Source organism: Arthrobacter sp. 3Tela_A (assembly GCF_049311025.1).
In the GTDB taxonomy this organism is placed as follows: domain Bacteria; phylum Actinomycetota; class Actinomycetes; order Actinomycetales; family Micrococcaceae; genus Arthrobacter_B.
In genome coordinates, this window is record NZ_JAXIOM010000001.1 from 17,453 (window position 1) to 35,204 (window position 17,752).

Genomic DNA, 17,752 nt, shown 5'->3' on the forward strand with positions numbered 1-17,752 from the left:
TAAAGCGCCCCCGCAAACCAACGGGACTAGTGGCAGGAAGGTACAACATGCTTGATCCGCTGACCCTGTTCAACCTGGATCCGGAACTGGCCGCCTCCGCCGAAGTGCGCGGACTGCGCCTGCTGGCCGGATTTACAGGTTTCGGCGAGGCAGGCCATGTGGTGTCCCAGGTACGCGACGAACTTTTCGAGAACCTGGAACACGACCTCGTGGCCACCTTCGATGCCGACCAGCTCATTGACTACCGTGCCCGCCGTCCCCAGCTGACATTCGTGGAAGACCACTTCACCGGCTACGAGGCGCCGCGGATTGAACTCCACCGGTTTTATGACGGGCTGGGCGAACCCTTCCTGTTCCTGACCGGCTTCGAGCCGGATTTCCAGTGGGAACGCTTCACCGCCGCCGTGCTGCGGCTGGTGGAAATGCTCGATGTCTCGCTGGTCGCGTGGGTTCATTCCGTCCCCATGCCGGTGCCGCACACCCGGCCGATCGGGGTGACCGCACACGGCAACCGTCCGGACCTGATCGAGGGCATCAGCTCCTGGAAGCCAACGGCGCAGATCCAGGCGGCCGTGGGGCACCTGCTGGAGGTGCGCCTCGCCGAAGCCGGGGTCGACGTCGTAGGCCACGTGGTGCACGTTCCGCATTACCTTGCCGACGCCGAATTCCCTCCCGCCGCCGTGGCGGCCCTGGAATACCTCGGTGCAGCGGCTAATCTGGTGCTGCCGACCGACCGGCTGCGTGAAGCCGGCCGCGAAGTTGAAAAGCAGATCGCACAGCAGGTCGATGCCTCGGCTGAAGTGCGCGGTGTCGTGGCAACCCTGGAAAGCCGCTACGACGAGTACACCGGCAGCACAGTCCGGCGTTCCCTGCTGGTGAAGGACAACGACGAGCTGCCCGACGCCGAAGAGCTGGGCGCCGCCGTCGAAGCCTACCTGGCCAGCCCGCAGGCCGAAGAAGAGACCGAAGCCCTGCTGATTGGGCAGGGCGAGCAGGAAGCCGCTGGTTCCAGCGGTGATCCTGCCGCAGACAAGGATGAGGACAGCGTTGAACCGAACGGCCCCAACCGCCTTCCCGGCAGGGATGACCGTCCGGGAACACCCGGGGGCACCGCCTAAGCCTGTTTCCAGCGCCGGCGGCGGCCGGGCAGGCGGTGCCGCATGAAACACAGGGGAGCATGGCTCGTCTGGGGCACGGGTGTCTTCGCCTACCTGGTGGCAGTCACGCAGCGGACCGCTTTCGGCGTGGCCGGAGTCGAGGCCACGGAACGGTTCTCCGCCACGGCCTCCGTTCTCTCGGTCTTCACCGTGGTGCAGCTGCTGGTTTACGCCGGCCTGCAGATCCCGGTGGGAATGCTCGTGGACCGGTTTGGTCCCCGCCTGCTGATTACCGCCGGAGCCGTCCTTATGTTCGCAGGGCAGTTCCAGCTGGCCATGGCGGAGAGTGTCGGCGCCGGAATAGTTGGCCGTTCCCTGGTGGGAGCCGGTGACGCCCTGACGTTTATCTCCGTCCTGCGCCTGCTGCCGGCCTGGTTCCCGCCGCAGCGGATTCCGGTCCTGACGCAATGGACCGGAATCATCGGACAGCTGGGCCAGATTGCCAGTGCCATCCCGTTCGCTTTTGTCCTGCACGAACTGGGCTGGAACACGGCCTTCATCGGTGCCGCCTCACTGTCTGTTCTCGCCTTTGTGCTGGCGCTGGCCCTGATCCGCAACCAGCCCGGCGGTGCCGCACGCGCTCCCCTCCAAGCGCACGACGGCGGCTCCCTGGCAGCAGCGTGGCGGCAGCCCGGCACCCGGCTGGGCCTGTGGACGCACTTCACCATCCAGTTCCCCGGGACCGTCTTTGTGCTGATGTGGGGTTACCCATACTTGGTCAGTGGTGAGCAGGTTTCCCCGGCGGAAGCATCCTTCCTGATGACCTTTTTTGTGGTGGTTGCCATCCTGTGCGGTCCGTGGCTTGGGTCATGGGTCGGCCGGCATCCACTGCGCCGTTCCACCATGGTTCTGCTCATCGCCGGCGCGATGGCCGGCGCCTGGCTGATTGTGATGCTGTGGCCCGGTCCGGCACCGCTGTGGGTGCTGCTGGGCCTGGTAGCGGTGCTCGCGGTGGGCGGGCCTGGATCCATGATCGGCTTCGACTTCGCCAGGACGTACAACCCCAGCACCCGGCTCGGCACGGCCACCGGAATCGTGAACATCGGCGGGTTCGTGGCTTCGCTGGTGTCCATGTATCTTGTGGGGCTGGTGCTCGACATTCTCCTCAACACCGGGTTCTCCGGCGGCAACCTCTATGACCTGGCCGCCTTCCGCATCGCCCTGGCCGTGCAGTTTCTGGTGATGGGCATCGGCGTGGCGGGCATCCTGCGCAACCGGCGGAAGCTACGCACTGCAATGGCCGATGACGGCCTCCACCTGCCGCCGCTGCGCGAAGCACTGGCCCGGGACCGCCGCCGCCGCCGTGAGGAGCGCCGCGGCACGGAGGAAGCCGAAAGCTGACCTAGGTCCACTCTCTGTCCCTCCACACCCGGGGCGAGCGCACGTCCACTGGAAGCGTTGTCCGCAGGGAGATTCCTGCCGGGGCGGGGACCGGACAGAGACGGGCAGTCTTGCGGCATGAGCGAACCCCAGAAAGCGGGACATCCGGCCGGCGGCCGCCCCGCACCACTCCGACCATTTCCAGCAGGCAGCTCAACCGGCGGTGCCTCCGGGCGAGGTTCTGCCGACCCTGACAGCACCGACGTGCTGAGGGTTGGCACCCCGCAGGACATCCTCGCGTTTGTGCCCCACTGTCTGGGTTTCCAGCCCCGTGAGTCGCTGGTGCTGCTGGCTCTGCGCGGGTCCCGGCTCGGGGCCACGCTCCGGCTGGACCTTCCCGGGCCCCACTGTTCCGGCGAGATCCCGGAACCGAACAACCTGGGGCTGCTCACGGACTACACCTCCCGGATTACCTCCCTGCTCTCCGGCGACGAGACCGCTGACGGCGTGCTCGCCGTGATGTACACAGATCTGCCCTGGGAGGAAGGTTCCCCTCCGCCTTACAGTGCCCTGATGGAACTCCTGGCCGACGGCTTGGAGGACAACGGCCTCCGGCTCCGGGATGCCTGGCTGGCAGGAACCCGCACCTGGCGCGACTACTTCTGCGGGGACAGCGCCTGCTGTCCCTGGCCCGGGTATCCGATCGGCAACATCGCTGAAAGCAGGCTCAACGCGGAACTGGTTTACCGCGGCAGTGCTTACGCGGCGTCGCTGCCTGAGTCGCTGCGGGCCGCGGGCCGGTTCCGGACCGATGCGCTGGACGCGCAGGTGGATGAAGTCCGGCGCAGCATGGGAGGGAGATGGGGCAGTTCGGAGGTTTTCGACGGCGTGCTGGCCGCGTGGGAACAACGGATCCGCTCCACCGTCCTTCCCGGGCAGCTCTCGGCCGGAGACAGCAAAGCAGGGGACCGGGCTGGCCTGGCGGCGGCCGGCGGGGAAGAGCCCGCTCGGGCGCCCGACGGGATCCAGGAGGACGCTCTGCTGCTGGCCAGTCTGGAATCTAAGCCCGTGAGGGACACCATCCTGGTTCTCGCGGCCACCGGTCTGGCAGCTGCGGTGGAAGGAGCGCGGCAGTGGCTGCTGCCGGATCCGGCGCACTCCATTGAACCCGGTGACCCTGCTGGATCCGGTAACCCTGCAGGATCCGGTGAACCGGGCGCACCCGGTGAACTCTCCGCACCGGCTGACGCTGGACGGCTCTTTCGGGCCATCCTGATCGGCCGGAGCCGCACCGCACCGGACTGGGAACGCATGGACCGGGCGTATGAGGCCTTCACCGCCCTGGTGCAGCGGGCCGCAGGAGAGCCAGCCGCTGCACTGCTGACTCTGCTGGGATGGATCGAGTGGGCGCGGGGACGAAGCTCCAGAGCCGAAATCTGCCTCTCGGGAGCACTGCGCGAAGTTCCCGGCTATCGCCTGGCGGCTTTGCTGAGGGAGTTGCTGCGCCGGGGTGAACTTCCGCAGTGGGCGCAGTCACCGTCAACTGCCTGGCGGGGTGAAGGTGCGGTGTGACCCCAGGCAGGCGGGGCCGGACGGCGGGACCAGGCAGCGCGAACCGCCGTGTCCGGTGGTGGCCGTGCCCGAAAGCATGCGACAATGGGAACCGAGACCCGGTTGGGTTCGTGTACCTAGTGTTCGTTCCACACTCCCTTGAGGGGAATAGGAGCAGGACGCGGTGTGTTTTCTTAGGAAAGCCGCCGCGTACAGACCACTGGTTATGGCACGGACTTGACAGGGTCATAGTGGTGTTGCCCCCATGGTGGCGCCGCAGCCCGCCGTATTGAAAGGTTTTCTGTGTCCGCGAGAAAGACAACTGCTGTCAAAGAGACTGACACTGTGACTGCCGAGGTTGCTGAGGCGGCTGCTGCCGCAGGCACCAAAACGGCCGCCAAAACTGCCCGCAAGCCTTCCACCCGGAAGACCACGGCAAAGGCCTCCGCGGCTAAGACCACCGCCAAGAAGGCAGCCGAGCCCGCTGAGGACGCCGACATCCATGCTGATGACGCCGACGCCGAGCCCACGGACGTGGACGTCGAAGTAGTCGAAGCGGATGCTCCCGAGGCAGCCCCCACCGGTTCCGGATTCGTTTACTCGGACGCTGACGACGACGACGCACCTGCCCAGCAGGTTGTTTCCGCCGGCGCAACAGCTGACCCGGTCAAGGACTACCTGAAGCAGATCGGCAAGGTCGCCCTGCTGAACGCTGAGCAGGAAGTGGACCTGGCACTGCGCATCGAGGCAGGCCTCTACGCCGAAGAGAAGATCGCCGCTGATCCGGACATGGATCCCAAGCTCAAGCGGGACCTTCAGCAGATCATCCACGACGGCAAGCGCGCCAAGAACCACCTGCTGGAAGCTAACCTGAGGCTCGTTGTGTCGCTGGCCAAGCGCTACACCGGCCGCGGCATGCTCTTCCTTGACCTCATCCAGGAAGGCAACCTGGGCCTGATCCGTGCGGTCGAGAAATTCGACTACACCAAGGGCTTCAAGTTCTCGACCTACGCCACCTGGTGGATCCGCCAGGCGATTACCCGCGCCATGGCTGACCAGGCCCGCACCATCCGCATCCCGGTGCACATGGTTGAAGTCATCAACAAGCTGGCCCGTGTCCAGCGCCAGATGCTCCAGGACCTGGGACGCGAGCCCGCTCCTGAAGAGCTGGCACTTGAACTGGACATGACGCCCGAGAAGGTCGTCGAGGTCCAGAAGTACGGCCGCGAGCCCATCTCCCTGCACACCCCGCTTGGTGAAGACGGCGACTCCGAGTTCGGCGACCTTATCGAGGACTCCGAAGCGGTTGTCCCGGCAGACGCCGTGAGCTTCACCCTGCTGCAGGAACAGCTGCACTCCGTCCTGGACACGCTCTCCGAGCGTGAAGCCGGCGTCGTGGCCATGCGTTTCGGCCTCACCGACGGCCAGCCCAAGACCCTGGACGAAATCGGCAAGGTTTACGGCGTGACCCGTGAACGGATCCGCCAGATCGAGTCCAAGACGATGTCCAAGCTGCGCCACCCGTCCCGGTCCCAGGTCCTGCGGGATTACCTGGACTAGGACTCCGATTCCCCAAGCAGTTAAAGCAGTGCCCCCGTGGTAAACGCGGGGGCACTGCTTTTTGGTTTGACCCGGCTGGTTTTTGGGTCACCGTAACCGAAGACAGAACGAGGGCCCCTCCATGCCGGAGAGGCCCTCGCCAAGTCTTGGACTGCTGTACGGAATCAGTCTTCCGTTGCAGCGGCCTTCTGGTGCAGGCGAGCACTTTCGTCCTGCCACTCAGAGGTCAGGGGCCGAAGGTTGGCCTCCACTGCCCGGGCGTGATGAGCGCAGAAGAGCAGTTCCCCACCGGAGGATTCCAGTACCGCGCGCACGTAAGCCTGAGCGCCGCAGCGGTCACAGCGGTCCAGCGTGTTTAGTTGACGTGTAGCAACTGCTGCTGTCATGAGTGCCTCCTTAAGGGTGTTGATACTTCATATAACCACCTTTGCCGGGCAGTCCTTTCCATTTCAGTGCGTCTTTCGCTCTGCGCGTACCAATGAGTAGCAGCACAGGAAGGTGCCGGGGCGGCGGCGTTCACAGTATCGCCGCGGAGACGAGCCTGCAGGGGCGAGCAGCTGAGTCGCTGCCGCGCACTGTCACCGCGGGGCATTAACCTTATAGAAGGCCGGTTTCCGCCGGCTGCCCAGCCGCAAGGCTTCCCGACGCAAAACATGGCCGCCCAACCGGCCGTAGGAGTTCAGCAAACGTGGTCCCCCTGGATACTGAGTACAACGCCCGGCACCTTTCCGTCCTCGAGGGCCTTGAGGCTGTCCGGAAGCGTCCCGGCATGTACATCGGGTCCACCGATTCCCGCGGCCTGATGCACTGCCTCTGGGAAATCATCGATAACTCCGTTGACGAGGCGCTGGCCGGCTACGGGCAGAGCATCCGGATCATCCTGCACGCGGACAACTCCGTTGAAATCCACGACGACGGCCGCGGCATCCCCGTGGACATCGAACCCAAGACCGGCCTCTCCGGCGTGGAGGTTGTCTTCACTAAGCTCCACGCGGGCGGCAAGTTCGGCGGCGGTTCCTACGCTGCCTCCGGCGGCCTGCACGGCGTCGGCGCATCCGTGGTCAACGCGCTCTCCTCCCGCCTGGACGTCCAGGTGGACAGGGCCGGGAAGACCTACCAGATGACCTTCCGTCGCGGCGAGCCCGGTGTTTTTGCCGACACGGGCTCCAAGCCGTCTCCTGATGCAAAGTTCACTCCGTTCCTGGAAAGCAGCAAGCTCGAAGTGGTTGGCAAAGCCAAGCGCGGGGTGACGGGCACGCGCATCCGCTACTGGGCCGACCGGCAGATATTCACTCCGGACGCCAAATTCTCGTATGCCGAACTCGAAGCCCGCGCCCGCCAGACTTCCTTCCTGGTGCCCGGACTGCGGATCACCCTCCGGGACGAACGCCGCCTGCCCGGGACCCCGGGCGAAGACGGCCCGGTGGAGGAAGTTTTCCATCACGACGGCGGCATCTCTGAGTTCGTTGAATTCCTCGCCGCAGACGCGGCCGTCACGGATATCTGGCGGCTGCACGGCGCCGGCAAGTTCAAGGAATCCGTTCCCGTCCTGGATGAACGCGGGCACAGCAAGATCACGGAGGTCGAGCGCGAATGCGAAGTCGACATCGCCCTGCGCTGGGGGATTGGCTATGAAACCAGCATCCGCAGCTTTGTGAACATCATTGCCACCCCCAAGGGCGGCACGCACCAGGCGGGCTTCGAGCAGGCGCTGCTGAAAACCTTCCGCAAGGTCATTGAAGCCAACGCCCGCAAGCTGAAGGCCGGCAATGACAAGATCGAGAAGGACGACGTCTTCGCCGGGCTCACTGCCGTGCTTACCGTCCGGCTGGCCGAGCCGCAGTTTGAAGGCCAGACCAAGGAGATCCTGGGTACGTCCGCGGTCCGGTCCATTGTGTCCAAGGTCGTCGAAAAGGAAATCACGGCCAGGCTGAACTCCCCGGCACGCGGTGACAAGGCACAGACCGCCCTGCTGCTTGAAAAAGTGGTTTCGGAGATGAAGTCCCGTATCTCCGCCCGTGTCCACAAGGAAACCCAGCGGCGCAAGAATGCCCTGGAAACCTCGTCCATGCCCGTGAAGCTGGCGGACTGCCGCATCGACGACAATGAGCGCTCGGAACTGTTCATTGTGGAGGGTGACTCCGCCCTGGGAACAGCCAAGCTGGCACGTTCCTCCGATTTCCAGGCCCTGCTGCCCATCCGGGGCAAGATCCTCAACGTGCAGAAAGCCTCCGTCTCGGACATGCTCTCCAATGCCGAGTGCGCGGCCCTGATCCAGGTGGTGGGTGCCGGTTCTGGCCGGAGCTTCCAGCTGGAGGCGGCACGTTACGGCAAGGTGATCTTCATGACCGACGCCGACGTCGACGGCGCCCACATCCGTACCCTGCTCCTGACGCTGTTCTTCCGCTACATGCGCCCGCTGGTCGAGGCCGGCCGCGTCTACGCGGCCGTGCCGCCGCTGCACCGGGTGGAAGTCATCAACCACGGTTCCAAGGCCAACGAGATGGTCTATACGTACAGCGAGAAGGAGCTGCATCAGCTCCTTGCCAAGCTGGAGAAGGAAGGCAAGCGCTACAAGGAACCGATCCAGCGCTACAAGGGCCTGGGCGAGATGGACGCCGACCAGCTGGCTGAAACCACCATGGACCCCCGCCACCGCACCCTGCGCCGGATCCGGCTCAGCGAAGCCGAGGAAGCTGAGCGCCATGTCGACGAGGCCACCTTTGAGCTGCTGATGGGCAGCGACGTCGCGCCGCGCAAGGAGTTCATCATCGCCGGTGCCGCCATGCTGGACCGCGACCGCATCGACGCCTAGCCGCGCTTCCGCCCGGACGGTCTGCCTGGACTGTACCGGGCAGGTCAGCCGTGAATCAGTCCAGGGGCAAACAGCAGCACGGTGGGAACAGCAAGCAGGAGTACCGCCGCGGCCTGGATGAGGATGTTCACCCAGCGGGGCAGCGGAGGCTGGGGTGTGAGCAGCCGGCTGAGCCGTGCTGCCATGCCGGTTTCGTCGTCCACGCTGCCGCCGGCGACCGCAGGGCCCGAGGAGCCCGGCAGGCTGGCGACGGTATCAGCACCGGCTCCCGCAGCTGAGGCGGAGCCAACGATGGCGACGGCGCGGATCAGCGTTGGCCGGCCCACCTTCTTGAGTGCCTCGTCATCGGCAAGCATCTCGATCAGTTCGTTCACCGACCGCTGGGCCAGCTGCGAGGTGGGCAGCCACGGGAGGGCCGCCCGCCAGGCCGCGAAGGCCCAGAGCAGCAGATGGTGGTGCTGGCTCAGGTGTGCCTTCTCATGGGTGAGCACACCCGAAAGCTCTTCCTCGGAGAGGATGTCCATCAGTCCGTCCGAGAGGACGGTGACCGAGTGCGCCCCGCCCGGAAGGCAGTAGGCCACGGGGGAGGGGTGGGGGATAACAAGGGTTGCCGGTGTATTCAGCGAGGGGGAACTGAGGAGGTTCAGCATGTCGCGGTGGCGGCGCCTGCCGGAGACGATGCGGTAGTAAGTCAGCAGCAGGGTGAAGACCAGGTGCACGCTGAGCAGCACGGCCGCGCTAATGGCAAAGACATGGACCAGGCCCAGTGCTTCGACGGAGCGGCGCTGGAGGAGGATGTCCCAAAGCGCACTGAGCCCCTGGGCCAGGCTGTCGCCAATCGGCTCCAGGCCCCAGGTCAGCATGGCTCCGATCATGGACAGTCCGCCGGCCAGGGCGATTGACTGCCACAGCACCATCGCGGTGAAGGGGGAGCGCGCCGGCCACTTGGCACGCGACAGCACAACCGGAACCGGCCAGGCGAGGATTACTGCAAGAGCAGCGAGGAAATACGAGGCCCAGAACATGCGGGGCGCGGACCGGCGGTCTAGGCGCCGTCGAGCAGCCTGCGCAGGGTTTGCGCTTCGGTTGCCGAGACGGAACCGACGAAGCGGGCCAGGACGGCCTCGCGGTCATTCGCCGAACCAAGGACCTCATGCATCAGCTCGGCCGTGTGTTCGGCGCGTGTGGTCACGGCACGGTAGCGGTGGGGGCGGATGTCGCGTTCGCGGGCCACGAGGGCCTTCTTCTCCAGGCGGGAAAGCACGGTGAGGACGGTGGTGACGGCCAGGCCCCTGGCCTCGGCACGGCCGGCGTCATTCTTCGCCAGGCGTTCGCGGAGTTCATTGGCGGTTAACGCCTCGGAGGACTCCCACAGGAGGTCCATCATCGCACGCTCGAGCTCTCCAAGAGTCGCCATAGTCCGCATCTTCCTTTGTCTCCGGTCCCTGGCCCGGGAGGTCGCCCCGGGCTGGTTATCCTTGCCGCGTACGCCCTGGCGGGGCACGTCGAGGAGCTTAACAATACCGACTTTTACGGATGTTCTCTACATCACGTAGAAAGATGTCAGCAAGGTGTTCTACGATTCGTAGAAGAAGGATTTCTACCGCTTGTAGAACATGACATAACTAAGGACCTGCACGTGGAAGCATTGGACATTGCCCGCTGGCAATTCGGCATAACGACGGTGTATCACTTCCTGATGGTTCCGCTGACCATCGGACTGGGCCTGGTTGTGGCCGCCCTGCAGACCGCCTGGGTCCGCACGGGCAAGGAAGAGTACCTGCGCCTGACCAAGTTCTGGGGCAAGCTGTTCCTGATCAACTTCATCATGGGCGTGGCTACCGGCCTGGTCCAGGAATTCCAGTTTGGGATGGCCTGGAGCGAGTACAGCCGGTTTGTCGGCGACGTCTTCGGCGCCCCGCTGGCACTTGAATCGCTGCTCGCCTTCTTTACTGAGTCCGTGTTCCTGGGCCTCTGGATCTTCGGCTGGAACCGGCTCCCCAAGAAACTCCACCTGGCCACCATCTGGCTGGCGACCGGAGCCTCGGCGCTCTCGGCCTACTTCATCCTCGCCGCGAACTCCTGGATGCAGCATCCCGTGGGCGTTGAGCTTGTGGACGGCCGCGCTGTCATGACGGATATCTGGGCCGTGCTCACTAACAACACCCTGCTGGTGGCCTTCCCCCACACGATCACCGGTGCCTTCGCCGTTGCCGGCGGCTTTCTGCTGGGTATTTCCTGGTACCACCTGTGGAAGCGGCGCCGCGACGGCATCGACACGGTGGATGAGAACGGCCGCGTCATCGTGGGCGAAGACGCCGCGATCGGCCGGGACAAAACCGACCACGCGGTCTGGCTCAAGGCGCTCCGTATCGGTGCTGCCGTTGCGGTTGTGGCGTTCGCCGGCACCGCGATTACCGGTGACCTGCAGGGCAAGCTGATGTTCGAGCAGCAGCCGATGAAGATGGCTGCCGCGGAAGCTGCCTGCCACAACGGAACGGCCTTCTCCGTTCTGTCCGTGGGCGACGTCGGCGCCCAGAACTGCGAGGACGTCAAGACGCTGATCGAGGTTCCCGGCGTCCTGTCCTTCCTGGCCAACGGCGACTTCAACACCCCGGTTGACGGTGTGAACACCCTGATCCCGGAGTACCAGGAGAACTACGGAACCCACCTGCCTGATGACCCGATGTACGGCGAGCAGGCCGGACAGGAGATCGACTACCTGCCGGTTATGTCCGTGACCTACTGGGGCTTCCGCATCATGATCGGTTTCGGCGGTGTTGCGGCACTGGCTGCCGCGGTGGCGCTGTGGGTTACCCGCAAGGGCACCGTGCCGCAGTCCAAGGGCCTTATGCGCCTGGCTGTGTTCGGCATCCTCGCCCCGTTCGGCGCCAACAGTGCCGGCTGGATTTTCACCGAAATGGGCCGTCAGCCCTTCGTTGTGGTGCCCAACCCGAGCTTCACCGGCATAGACAACGTCTTTATGTTCACGGCAGCGGCAGTGTCCCCGGGGGTAAGCAAGGCGGAACTGCTCTTCTCCGTCATCTCCTTCACGGTGATCTACCTTGCGCTGCTGGTGGTTGAAGTTGCGCTGCTGGCCAAATATGTCCGCGGCGGCGTTCCGTCCGCCATGCCCGAGCTGCTTCCCGGGAACGGACACGACGGTGACGGCTCCGGCGGCACTGACGGGCCGGACGGCACCGACGGCACCGATGGTGGCGGCAAGCCCGGCGGACGCAAGTCCGACGACGTCCTGGATTTCGCCTACTAGCAGGAAGGGAAGAACATGACGCTTCCAACATTCTGGTTCATTGTTATTGCCTTCCTGTGGGTTGGATACCTGTTCCTGGAAGGGTTCGACCTGGGCGTGGGCATGCTCATGAAGCTCTTCGCCCGTAATGAAAAGGAGCGGCGCGTACTGCTCAACACCATCGGTCCTGTCTGGGACGGCAACGAAGTCTGGCTCATCACCGCAGGCGCCATGACCTTCGCAGCCTTCCCGTTCTGGTACGCGGCGCTGTTCTCCGCGCTCTACCTGCCGCTGACGCTGGTGCTGCTTGGCCTGATCTTCCGCGCTGTTTCAATCGAATACCGCGGCAAGCGGGACTCCGACCGCTGGCGCAACCGCTGGGACTGGGCCATGGCACTGGGCTCCTTCATCAGCGCCTTCGGTGTAGGTGCGGCTCTCGCCCTGACCTCCACCGGACTGCCGCTGAACGAGAACGGCGACCGGGTGGGCGGAGCCTTCGCCTGGCTCACCCCGTGGGCAGTCCTGGGCGGCCTGGCGGTCGTCGGCTTTGCCTTGGTCCACGCCTGCGCCTTCCTGATGCTGAAGACCGACGGCGAGATTCGCGCCCGGGCCCGCCGCGCCGTCGTGCGCTGGCTGCCTGTGGGTGTGCTCCCGCTGGCTGCCTGGGCCATTGGTGTGCAGTTCACCAGCGGCGAGCTGATGTCCCTGATCCCGCTGGCCGTTGCCGTGGTTGCCCTGGTGGTTGCCTGGCTGATGGCCTTCAAGGGCAAGGAAGCGCTGTCCTTCGCATTCCTGGGCGCGTTCCTTCTCTTTGGTGCCGTTTCAATTTTCGCGGCCATGTACCCGGTGGTCCTTCCGTCCTCGCTCGACGCAGCCTGGAACCTGACCATCGAGAACGCGTCCTCCAGCCCCTACACGCTGAAGGTCATGACCTGGGTTTCCGTGTTCGGCCTGCCCATCGTGCTGCTCTACCAGGGCTGGACCTACTGGGTTTTCCGCAAGCGCGTCACGGCTGAGTCCATCCCCGCCGTGCACAAGGTGAAGGTCCAGTGAAGCCGGTCCTTCCGGTCAGCGCCACCAGCCGCCGGGCGCTGTATCTGCTGGGACTCGTGGCCGCGGTCAAAGCCCTGGGTTTGGTGCTGCTGGCAACCGGTGTTGCCGCAGGAATTGCCGGTCTGGCCGCCGGCAGCCCGGACTGGGGATACGTCGCAGCGACAGGCATCAGCGGAGCGGTGCTTCGGTCCCTGGCCATCTGGGCCCAGGAAACCGTGGCGCAGCGCGCGGCCGCCGGGGTCAAGGACGAACTGCGCGGCCAGCTCACGCACAGGGTCCTGGCCGACGGCGGCAGCGTTCCCGGCATGGGGCCGGGCGCACTCAGCGTCCTGCTGACCCGCGGTCTGGACGGCCTGGACAACTACTACGCCAAGTACCTGCCGGCGCTGGTGACCTGTGCGGTGCTGCCGCTGCTGGTCGGCGTCCGCATTCTCACCGCCGACTGGGTCAGCGCCGTCGTGATTGTCCTGACCGTTCCGCTGGTGCCGGTGTTCATGATCCTGATCGGCCTGCACACCGGAGACAAGACGGCGAAGGCCATCGAGGCCCTCAACCGGCTCTCGGACAACATGCTTGAACTGGCCAAGGGCCTGCCGGTCCTGGTGGGCCTGGGCCGTGCCCGTGCCCAGACCCGTGCCCTGCGCGACGTCGCTGACCGCTACCGCGTCACCACCCTGGAAACCCTGCGCGTGGCCTTTATGTCCTCGCTGGCCCTTGAACTGATCGCCACGATCTCCGTGGCGGTGGTGGCTGTCTTCATTGGTGTGCGCCTGGTGCACGGGGACATGTCGCTGGAAATGGGCCTCCTGGCACTGATCCTGGCCCCCGAGTGCTACCAGCCGCTGCGTGACCTGGGTACTGCCCACCACTCCAGCGAAGACGGGCTGGAAGCCCTGAAGCGGACCAATGCCGTGCTCGACGCACCCGCTGCCCGTCCGCTCGCACAGTCTGCACAGACGGACGACGACGGCAGTGTGGGAGTGCGCGGCCTGACCGTTCAGTACGACGGACGTCCCGACCCCGTTCTCGAAGATCTCTCCTTCACCGTTCCCGCCGGAGCCATTGCCGCGCTTAGCGGACCCAGCGGCTGCGGCAAGACCACCGTCCTTGAGGTGCTGGCAGGCCTGCGCCGCAACGGTGCCGGAGTCCGGATCAGCGGTGAAGCCTCCGGCGTGGACCGGACCCGGGTGGCCTGGATCCCGCAGCACCCGGTGCTGGTAGAGGAAACCGTAGCCGCGGAAATCGGCCTTTACTCCGGACTCGCGGACCCCGGCGCCCAGCGCACCGCCGCCGAGCAGGCGCTGGCCGAGATCAGCTCCCTGCATCTGCTCGATGCACACACTGCAGACCTCAGCCCCGGCGAACAGCGCCGCGTAGCCGTGGCACGGGCCATCGCCCGCGTCCGGAACGTTCCCGGCGTCGGGGTCCTGCTCGCGGACGAGCCCACCGCCCACCTGGATGAGTCCAGCGCCGCTGCGGTCCGTTCCGCCCTGGCCCGCCTGAGCCCCGGCTGCACCGTCCTGCTGGTCGCCCACGACCGCCGGACGGCGGCAATTGCCGGTATGCGCATTCCGGTAGGAGCCGAAGTTCCCGGTCCGGAACCGGAGCTGGACCCACTGCCTGCCGACGCACCTGCTCCCGCGGAAAACCAGTTCAGCGGCTCCACGGCGCAGGCCGGTTATGTGCACCAGCCGCTGTGGAAGAACCTGCTGGTCCTACGCCCCTGGAGCCCCCAGTTCCTGAAGGCACTGGCCTACGGCACCGGCGCGACCATCTTCGCCGTCGCTCTCAGCGCGCTCTCCGGCTGGCTGATTGTCCGCGCCTCCGAGCAGCCCCCGATCCTGTACCTGCTTACCGCGATTGTGGGTGTGCGGTTCTTCGGCATCGGCCGTGCTGTGCTGCGTTACCGTGAACGCCTGCACCTGCACGACGCCGTCTTCCGCGCCACCAACTCAATCCGCATCCGGCTGTGGAACGGTCTGCTGAACCGACCCGAAGGCTGGCGCCGGCTGGCCCGCGGCGGCGGAGCCCTGGAACGCCTGGTGGGCGATGTCGACGAACTGCGCGACATTGCGCCCCGCGTGGTTTTTGCGCCGCTGACGGCCTTTGTCACGGCAGTCGCTGCCTGCATTGCCACCGGGATCCTGATTCCGGAGGCCATCTGGGTCCAGATCGGACTGTGCCTGGTGGGTCTCATCGGCGCTCCGGCCGTAGCGCTCTGGGTCGACGCCGCTGCCCGCGCCCGGACCGTGACGCTGCAGTCCAAGGCCATGGCGTCCATGGCCAAGCTGCTCTCCGCTTCCCGCGACCTGGAAGCCAACACATCCGCGACTCCCGTGCTGACCCGGCAGCGGCTGCTGGACGCCGCCGCAGCCGGAGCGGCGCGGCGCACCGCCTGGGCGCAGGGGCTCGCCAACGCGCTGACCGCTCTGGCCTGCGCCGGATCAGCGCTCTGGATTCTGGGCCTGGCCCAGGGTGTTCCCGCCACGGTTGCCGCGGTGATCGTACTGATGCAGCTGGCCCTGCTCGAGTGCTTCGCGGCGGTCAACGGCTCTATCCAGCAGTTCACCGCCTGGCGGGTGCTGGGGGACAAGGTGCTCCCGGACCTCGGATCGGATTCGGTCGATCCCGGCACGCAGCCGGACGAGCCTGCAGCTGCATCGGCGGCAGCTACGCGCCCGGGCAGCATCGAACTGTCCGGCATCCGCTACCGCTACCCGGGCGGATCCCGCGACGTGCTCGACGGCGTCGATCTCAGCCTGGAGCCGGGGGACTGGCTTGCCGTCACCGGTCCGTCCGGCAGCGGCAAGTCCACCCTGCTGGGTGTGCTGCTGGGGTTCCTGCAGCCCCAGGCCGGTACGTTCCGCATCGGCGGACGCCCGGCCTCGGAGTTCAGCCGGGAAGCACGCGGCATGGCCTGGTGCCCGCAGGAGGCGCATCTGTTCGACTCCTCGCTTCGCGGCAACCTGCTGATCGCCCGTGACCGCGCCAACGCCCCCGGTGAGGCGGAAATGCTGGCTGCCCTGGAGGCCGTGGGACTCGGCGGACTTATCGCAGAGCTCGAGGACGGGATTGACACCCGGATCGGCAACGGCGGCCACCGGCTCTCCGGCGGGCAGCGCCAGCGTCTCGCGGTGGCACGTGCCCTGCTGACGGAAGCGGGAATTGTGCTGCTGGATGAGCCTACGGCACACCTGGACCCTGCGGCCGGGCGCCAGCTGATGGCGGACCTCGCCTCCGGTCTGGCCGGCAAGACCGTGGTTGTGGTGACCCATAATCCGGCCGACGCCGCGTGGTGCAGCAGCACCCTTGAGCTGGGTGCGGTCAAAAGCAGCCTTGCCCTACGCTAGGAGCCATGGCCTCAACAGACACTGTGCACCTGCCCGGACCGCAGACGCAGCTTGCGTGGCGTCCCATCACGCCTGAAGACCTGGATGACTGGCATGCCCTGATCCGCCGGATGGTGGAAGTGGACAAGCCCGGATGGGCCGAAGACCGTGCAGATCTTGAGCACGCTTTGGAGCGCCCGGGCAACGATCCTGAGCTGGATTCGCTGCTTGGCGTGGATTCCGGCGGTGTGCCGCGGGCGTTCGGCCTGGTGAACCTGAACCCGGACTCAGTACGCGCTATCGGGTTCGGCGGGGTGGACCCGGCGTGGCGCCGGCGGGGGATCGGCACGGCGGTCTACCAATGGCAGGCCGCCCGCGCCCGTGCCCGGGTACAGGAACGGCAGGGCGAAGACCCGGTGCTGCGCAGCTATGCGGAGTCAGACAATCCGTCCCACCTGGCGCTGCTTGAATCGACGGATGCGCGCGTAGTCCGGTACTTCACCGAAATGACCCGCCCGCTCGACGGCGTGCTGCCGGCCGCGGAGCTTCCGGATGGCATGGAGTTCCGAACGTTCTCCGAGGATATTTCCGAGCGGCTGCGCCTTGCCCACAACGAGGCGTTCCTGGATCACTGGGGGAGCGAACCCCGGGACCGGGAGAACTGGCGGTTCACCGTGGGCCATCCGCAGTTCCGGCCAGACTGGAGCTTTGTGGTCACCGAGAAGTCCTCCGGGGACATTGCCGCCTACCAGCTGGCCAGTTACGACCCGGAATCACCGGCAATCTTCGGCTATTCGGAGGGTTACACCGAGCTGCTCGGCGTCCTGCGCCCCTGGCGCGGCAAGGGAATCGCCCCCGCGATGCTGGCAGAAGCGATGCGGCGGTTCGCTGCCTCCGGCATGGAGAACGCCGGCCTGGGCGTGGATACCGAGAACCCGTCCGGGGCGCTGCGGATTTATGAACAGCTGGGCTACCGGCCGGTCAGCCGCCAGGTTGTGTACGACCTGCCGCTGGACACGGAACCGAGCTAGGCCTGCACAACCCAGATTGCCTCGGCTGCGGGGAGTCCGAGTTCCACCCGTCCGCCGGAGCGTTCCAGGGTGAGGGTGCCGGCGTAGGTCTGGCGTTCCAGGATACTGACCTCGGTGTCCAGGCCCAGGCCCATGCCGCCCAGATAGCGGAGCAGTTCAGGGCTGTTGTCCGAAACGCGCGCGATGCGCAGCCGGGTGCCCGGTTCGCTGTGGCTCAGGCGCGCGGCGTCGAGTGCGGGGAGACTGCCGTCCCGCGCCGGAATGGGATCCCCGTGCGGATCGCGGACCGGGTGGCCCAGGCGCACTGCAAGAGCTTCGACCATCTTGTCGGAGACAGCGTGTTCAAGGTTCTCCGCCTCGTCATGCACTTCGTCCCAGCCATACCCGAGGTACTCCACCAGGAACGTCTCAATCAGCCGGTGGCGCCGCACCATGTTGACTGCCGCCTGCTCGCCTGTCGGGGTAAGGGCAACGGACCCGTAACGCGCGTGGGTCAGGAATCCCTGCGCCGCCAGCTTCTTCACCGCCTCGGAAACCGATGACGCCGAGAACCCCAGGTGGGCCGAGAGTGCAGAGACGGTCACCGGTGCGTCCGTCCACTCCTGTGCCGTCCAGATGACTTTGAGGTAGTCCTCCGCAGCGCTGGTCAGTTCTTTCTTTCCCACGCGTCCCACCTTACGCCAGCG

At 66.0% G+C, this 17,752-nt stretch carries 13 protein-coding genes; 9 read left to right on the forward strand and 4 right to left on the reverse strand.

Annotated features, from left to right (window positions below; translation table 11 throughout):
• Nucleotides 1–47: 47 nt before the first annotated feature.
• From TVC13_RS00090 to TVC13_RS00105, 4 genes are all read left to right on the forward strand, one after another.
• Nucleotides 48–1,118: a proteasome assembly chaperone family protein gene (locus TVC13_RS00090; RefSeq protein WP_422399215.1), complete on the forward strand. Its 1,071-nt coding sequence runs from the start codon at nucleotides 48–50 to the stop codon at nucleotides 1,116–1,118.
• Between the two features lie 42 nt (nucleotides 1,119–1,160).
• Complete coding sequence (locus tag TVC13_RS00095) at nucleotides 1,161–2,498, forward strand: MFS transporter (protein ID WP_422399216.1); 1,338 nt, start codon at nucleotides 1,161–1,163, stop codon at nucleotides 2,496–2,498.
• A gap of 117 nt (nucleotides 2,499–2,615) precedes the next feature.
• Nucleotides 2,616–4,049, forward strand: a complete 1,434-nt coding sequence (locus tag TVC13_RS00100; RefSeq protein ID WP_422399217.1) for a DUF4192 domain-containing protein — start codon at nucleotides 2,616–2,618, stop codon at nucleotides 4,047–4,049.
• A gap of 282 nt (nucleotides 4,050–4,331) precedes the next feature.
• A complete protein-coding gene (locus tag TVC13_RS00105) occupies nucleotides 4,332–5,588 on the forward strand; it encodes an RNA polymerase sigma factor (protein ID WP_422399218.1) in 1,257 nt (418 codons plus the stop codon).
• Between the two features lie 164 nt (nucleotides 5,589–5,752).
• Here TVC13_RS00105 and TVC13_RS00110 read toward each other — a convergent pair whose 3' ends face one another.
• Nucleotides 5,753–5,974 (reverse strand): DUF7455 domain-containing protein, encoded by a 222-nt coding sequence (locus tag TVC13_RS00110; RefSeq protein ID WP_422399219.1) that lies wholly within the window; start codon nucleotides 5,972–5,974, stop codon nucleotides 5,753–5,755.
• A gap of 302 nt (nucleotides 5,975–6,276) precedes the next feature.
• Here TVC13_RS00110 and TVC13_RS00115 point away from each other — a divergent pair, with 302 nt between their 5' ends.
• Entirely contained in the window at nucleotides 6,277–8,403 is a 2,127-nt protein-coding gene (locus TVC13_RS00115; protein WP_422399220.1) for a DNA gyrase/topoisomerase IV subunit B, read from the forward strand.
• A 44-nt stretch (nucleotides 8,404–8,447) separates the two neighbouring features.
• Here the strand turns inward: TVC13_RS00115 and TVC13_RS00120 are convergent, their stop codons facing one another.
• Together TVC13_RS00120 and TVC13_RS00125 are read right to left on the reverse strand one after the other, a co-directional pair.
• Complete coding sequence (locus TVC13_RS00120; protein WP_422399221.1) at nucleotides 8,448–9,428, reverse strand: M56 family metallopeptidase; 981 nt, start codon at nucleotides 9,426–9,428, stop codon at nucleotides 8,448–8,450.
• Between the two features lie 20 nt (nucleotides 9,429–9,448).
• Nucleotides 9,449–9,820 (reverse strand): BlaI/MecI/CopY family transcriptional regulator, encoded by a 372-nt coding sequence (locus TVC13_RS00125; protein ID WP_422399222.1) that lies wholly within the window; start codon nucleotides 9,818–9,820, stop codon nucleotides 9,449–9,451.
• A gap of 222 nt (nucleotides 9,821–10,042) precedes the next feature.
• On the opposite strand from TVC13_RS00125, the gene TVC13_RS00130 reads away from it, so the two are divergent.
• From TVC13_RS00130 to TVC13_RS00145, 4 genes are read left to right on the forward strand one after another with little or no spacing between them, the layout of a single operon-like run.
• Nucleotides 10,043–11,674, forward strand: a complete 1,632-nt coding sequence (locus TVC13_RS00130; protein WP_422399223.1) for a cytochrome ubiquinol oxidase subunit I — start codon at nucleotides 10,043–10,045, stop codon at nucleotides 11,672–11,674.
• Between the two features lie 15 nt (nucleotides 11,675–11,689).
• Nucleotides 11,690–12,706 carry a cytochrome d ubiquinol oxidase subunit II gene (gene cydB / locus TVC13_RS00135; RefSeq protein ID WP_422399224.1) on the forward strand — a complete coding sequence of 339 codons (1,017 nt, stop codon included), beginning with the start codon at nucleotides 11,690–11,692 and terminating at the stop codon, nucleotides 12,704–12,706.
• Nucleotides 12,703–16,056 (forward strand): thiol reductant ABC exporter subunit CydD, encoded by a 3,354-nt coding sequence (gene cydD, locus TVC13_RS00140; protein WP_422399225.1) that lies wholly within the window; start codon nucleotides 12,703–12,705, stop codon nucleotides 16,054–16,056. The genes cydB and cydD overlap by 4 nt, the downstream gene beginning before the upstream one ends.
• 5 nt (nucleotides 16,057–16,061) lie before the next feature.
• The gene (locus tag TVC13_RS00145; protein ID WP_422399226.1) at nucleotides 16,062–17,066 is read left to right on the forward strand and encodes a GNAT family N-acetyltransferase; all 1,005 of its coding nucleotides are present in this window, start codon (nucleotides 16,062–16,064) and stop codon (nucleotides 17,064–17,066) included.
• Here the strand turns inward: TVC13_RS00145 and TVC13_RS00150 are convergent.
• Nucleotides 17,063–17,731 (reverse strand): metal-dependent transcriptional regulator, encoded by a 669-nt coding sequence (locus tag TVC13_RS00150; RefSeq protein ID WP_422399227.1) that lies wholly within the window; start codon nucleotides 17,729–17,731, stop codon nucleotides 17,063–17,065. The genes TVC13_RS00145 and TVC13_RS00150 overlap by 4 nt on opposite strands.
• Nucleotides 17,732–17,752 lie beyond the last annotated feature (21 nt).

Coding starts and splice junctions, on each gene's coding strand:
- TVC13_RS00125 (WP_422399222.1), bottom strand. CDS start 9,820: ATGGCGACTCTTGGAGAGCTCGAGCGTGCGATGATGGACCTCCTGTGG.
- TVC13_RS00090 (WP_422399215.1), top strand. CDS start 48: ATGCTTGATCCGCTGACCCTGTTCAACCTGGATCCGGAACTGGCCGCC.
- TVC13_RS00120 (WP_422399221.1), bottom strand. CDS start 9,428: ATGTTCTGGGCCTCGTATTTCCTCGCTGCTCTTGCAGTAATCCTCGCC.
- TVC13_RS00110 (WP_422399219.1), bottom strand. CDS start 5,974: ATGACAGCAGCAGTTGCTACACGTCAACTAAACACGCTGGACCGCTGT.
- TVC13_RS00095 (WP_422399216.1), top strand. CDS start 1,161: ATGAAACACAGGGGAGCATGGCTCGTCTGGGGCACGGGTGTCTTCGCC.
- cydB (WP_422399224.1), top strand. CDS start 11,690: ATGACGCTTCCAACATTCTGGTTCATTGTTATTGCCTTCCTGTGGGTT.
- TVC13_RS00100 (WP_422399217.1), top strand. CDS start 2,616: ATGAGCGAACCCCAGAAAGCGGGACATCCGGCCGGCGGCCGCCCCGCA.
- TVC13_RS00145 (WP_422399226.1), top strand. CDS start 16,062: ATGGCCTCAACAGACACTGTGCACCTGCCCGGACCGCAGACGCAGCTT.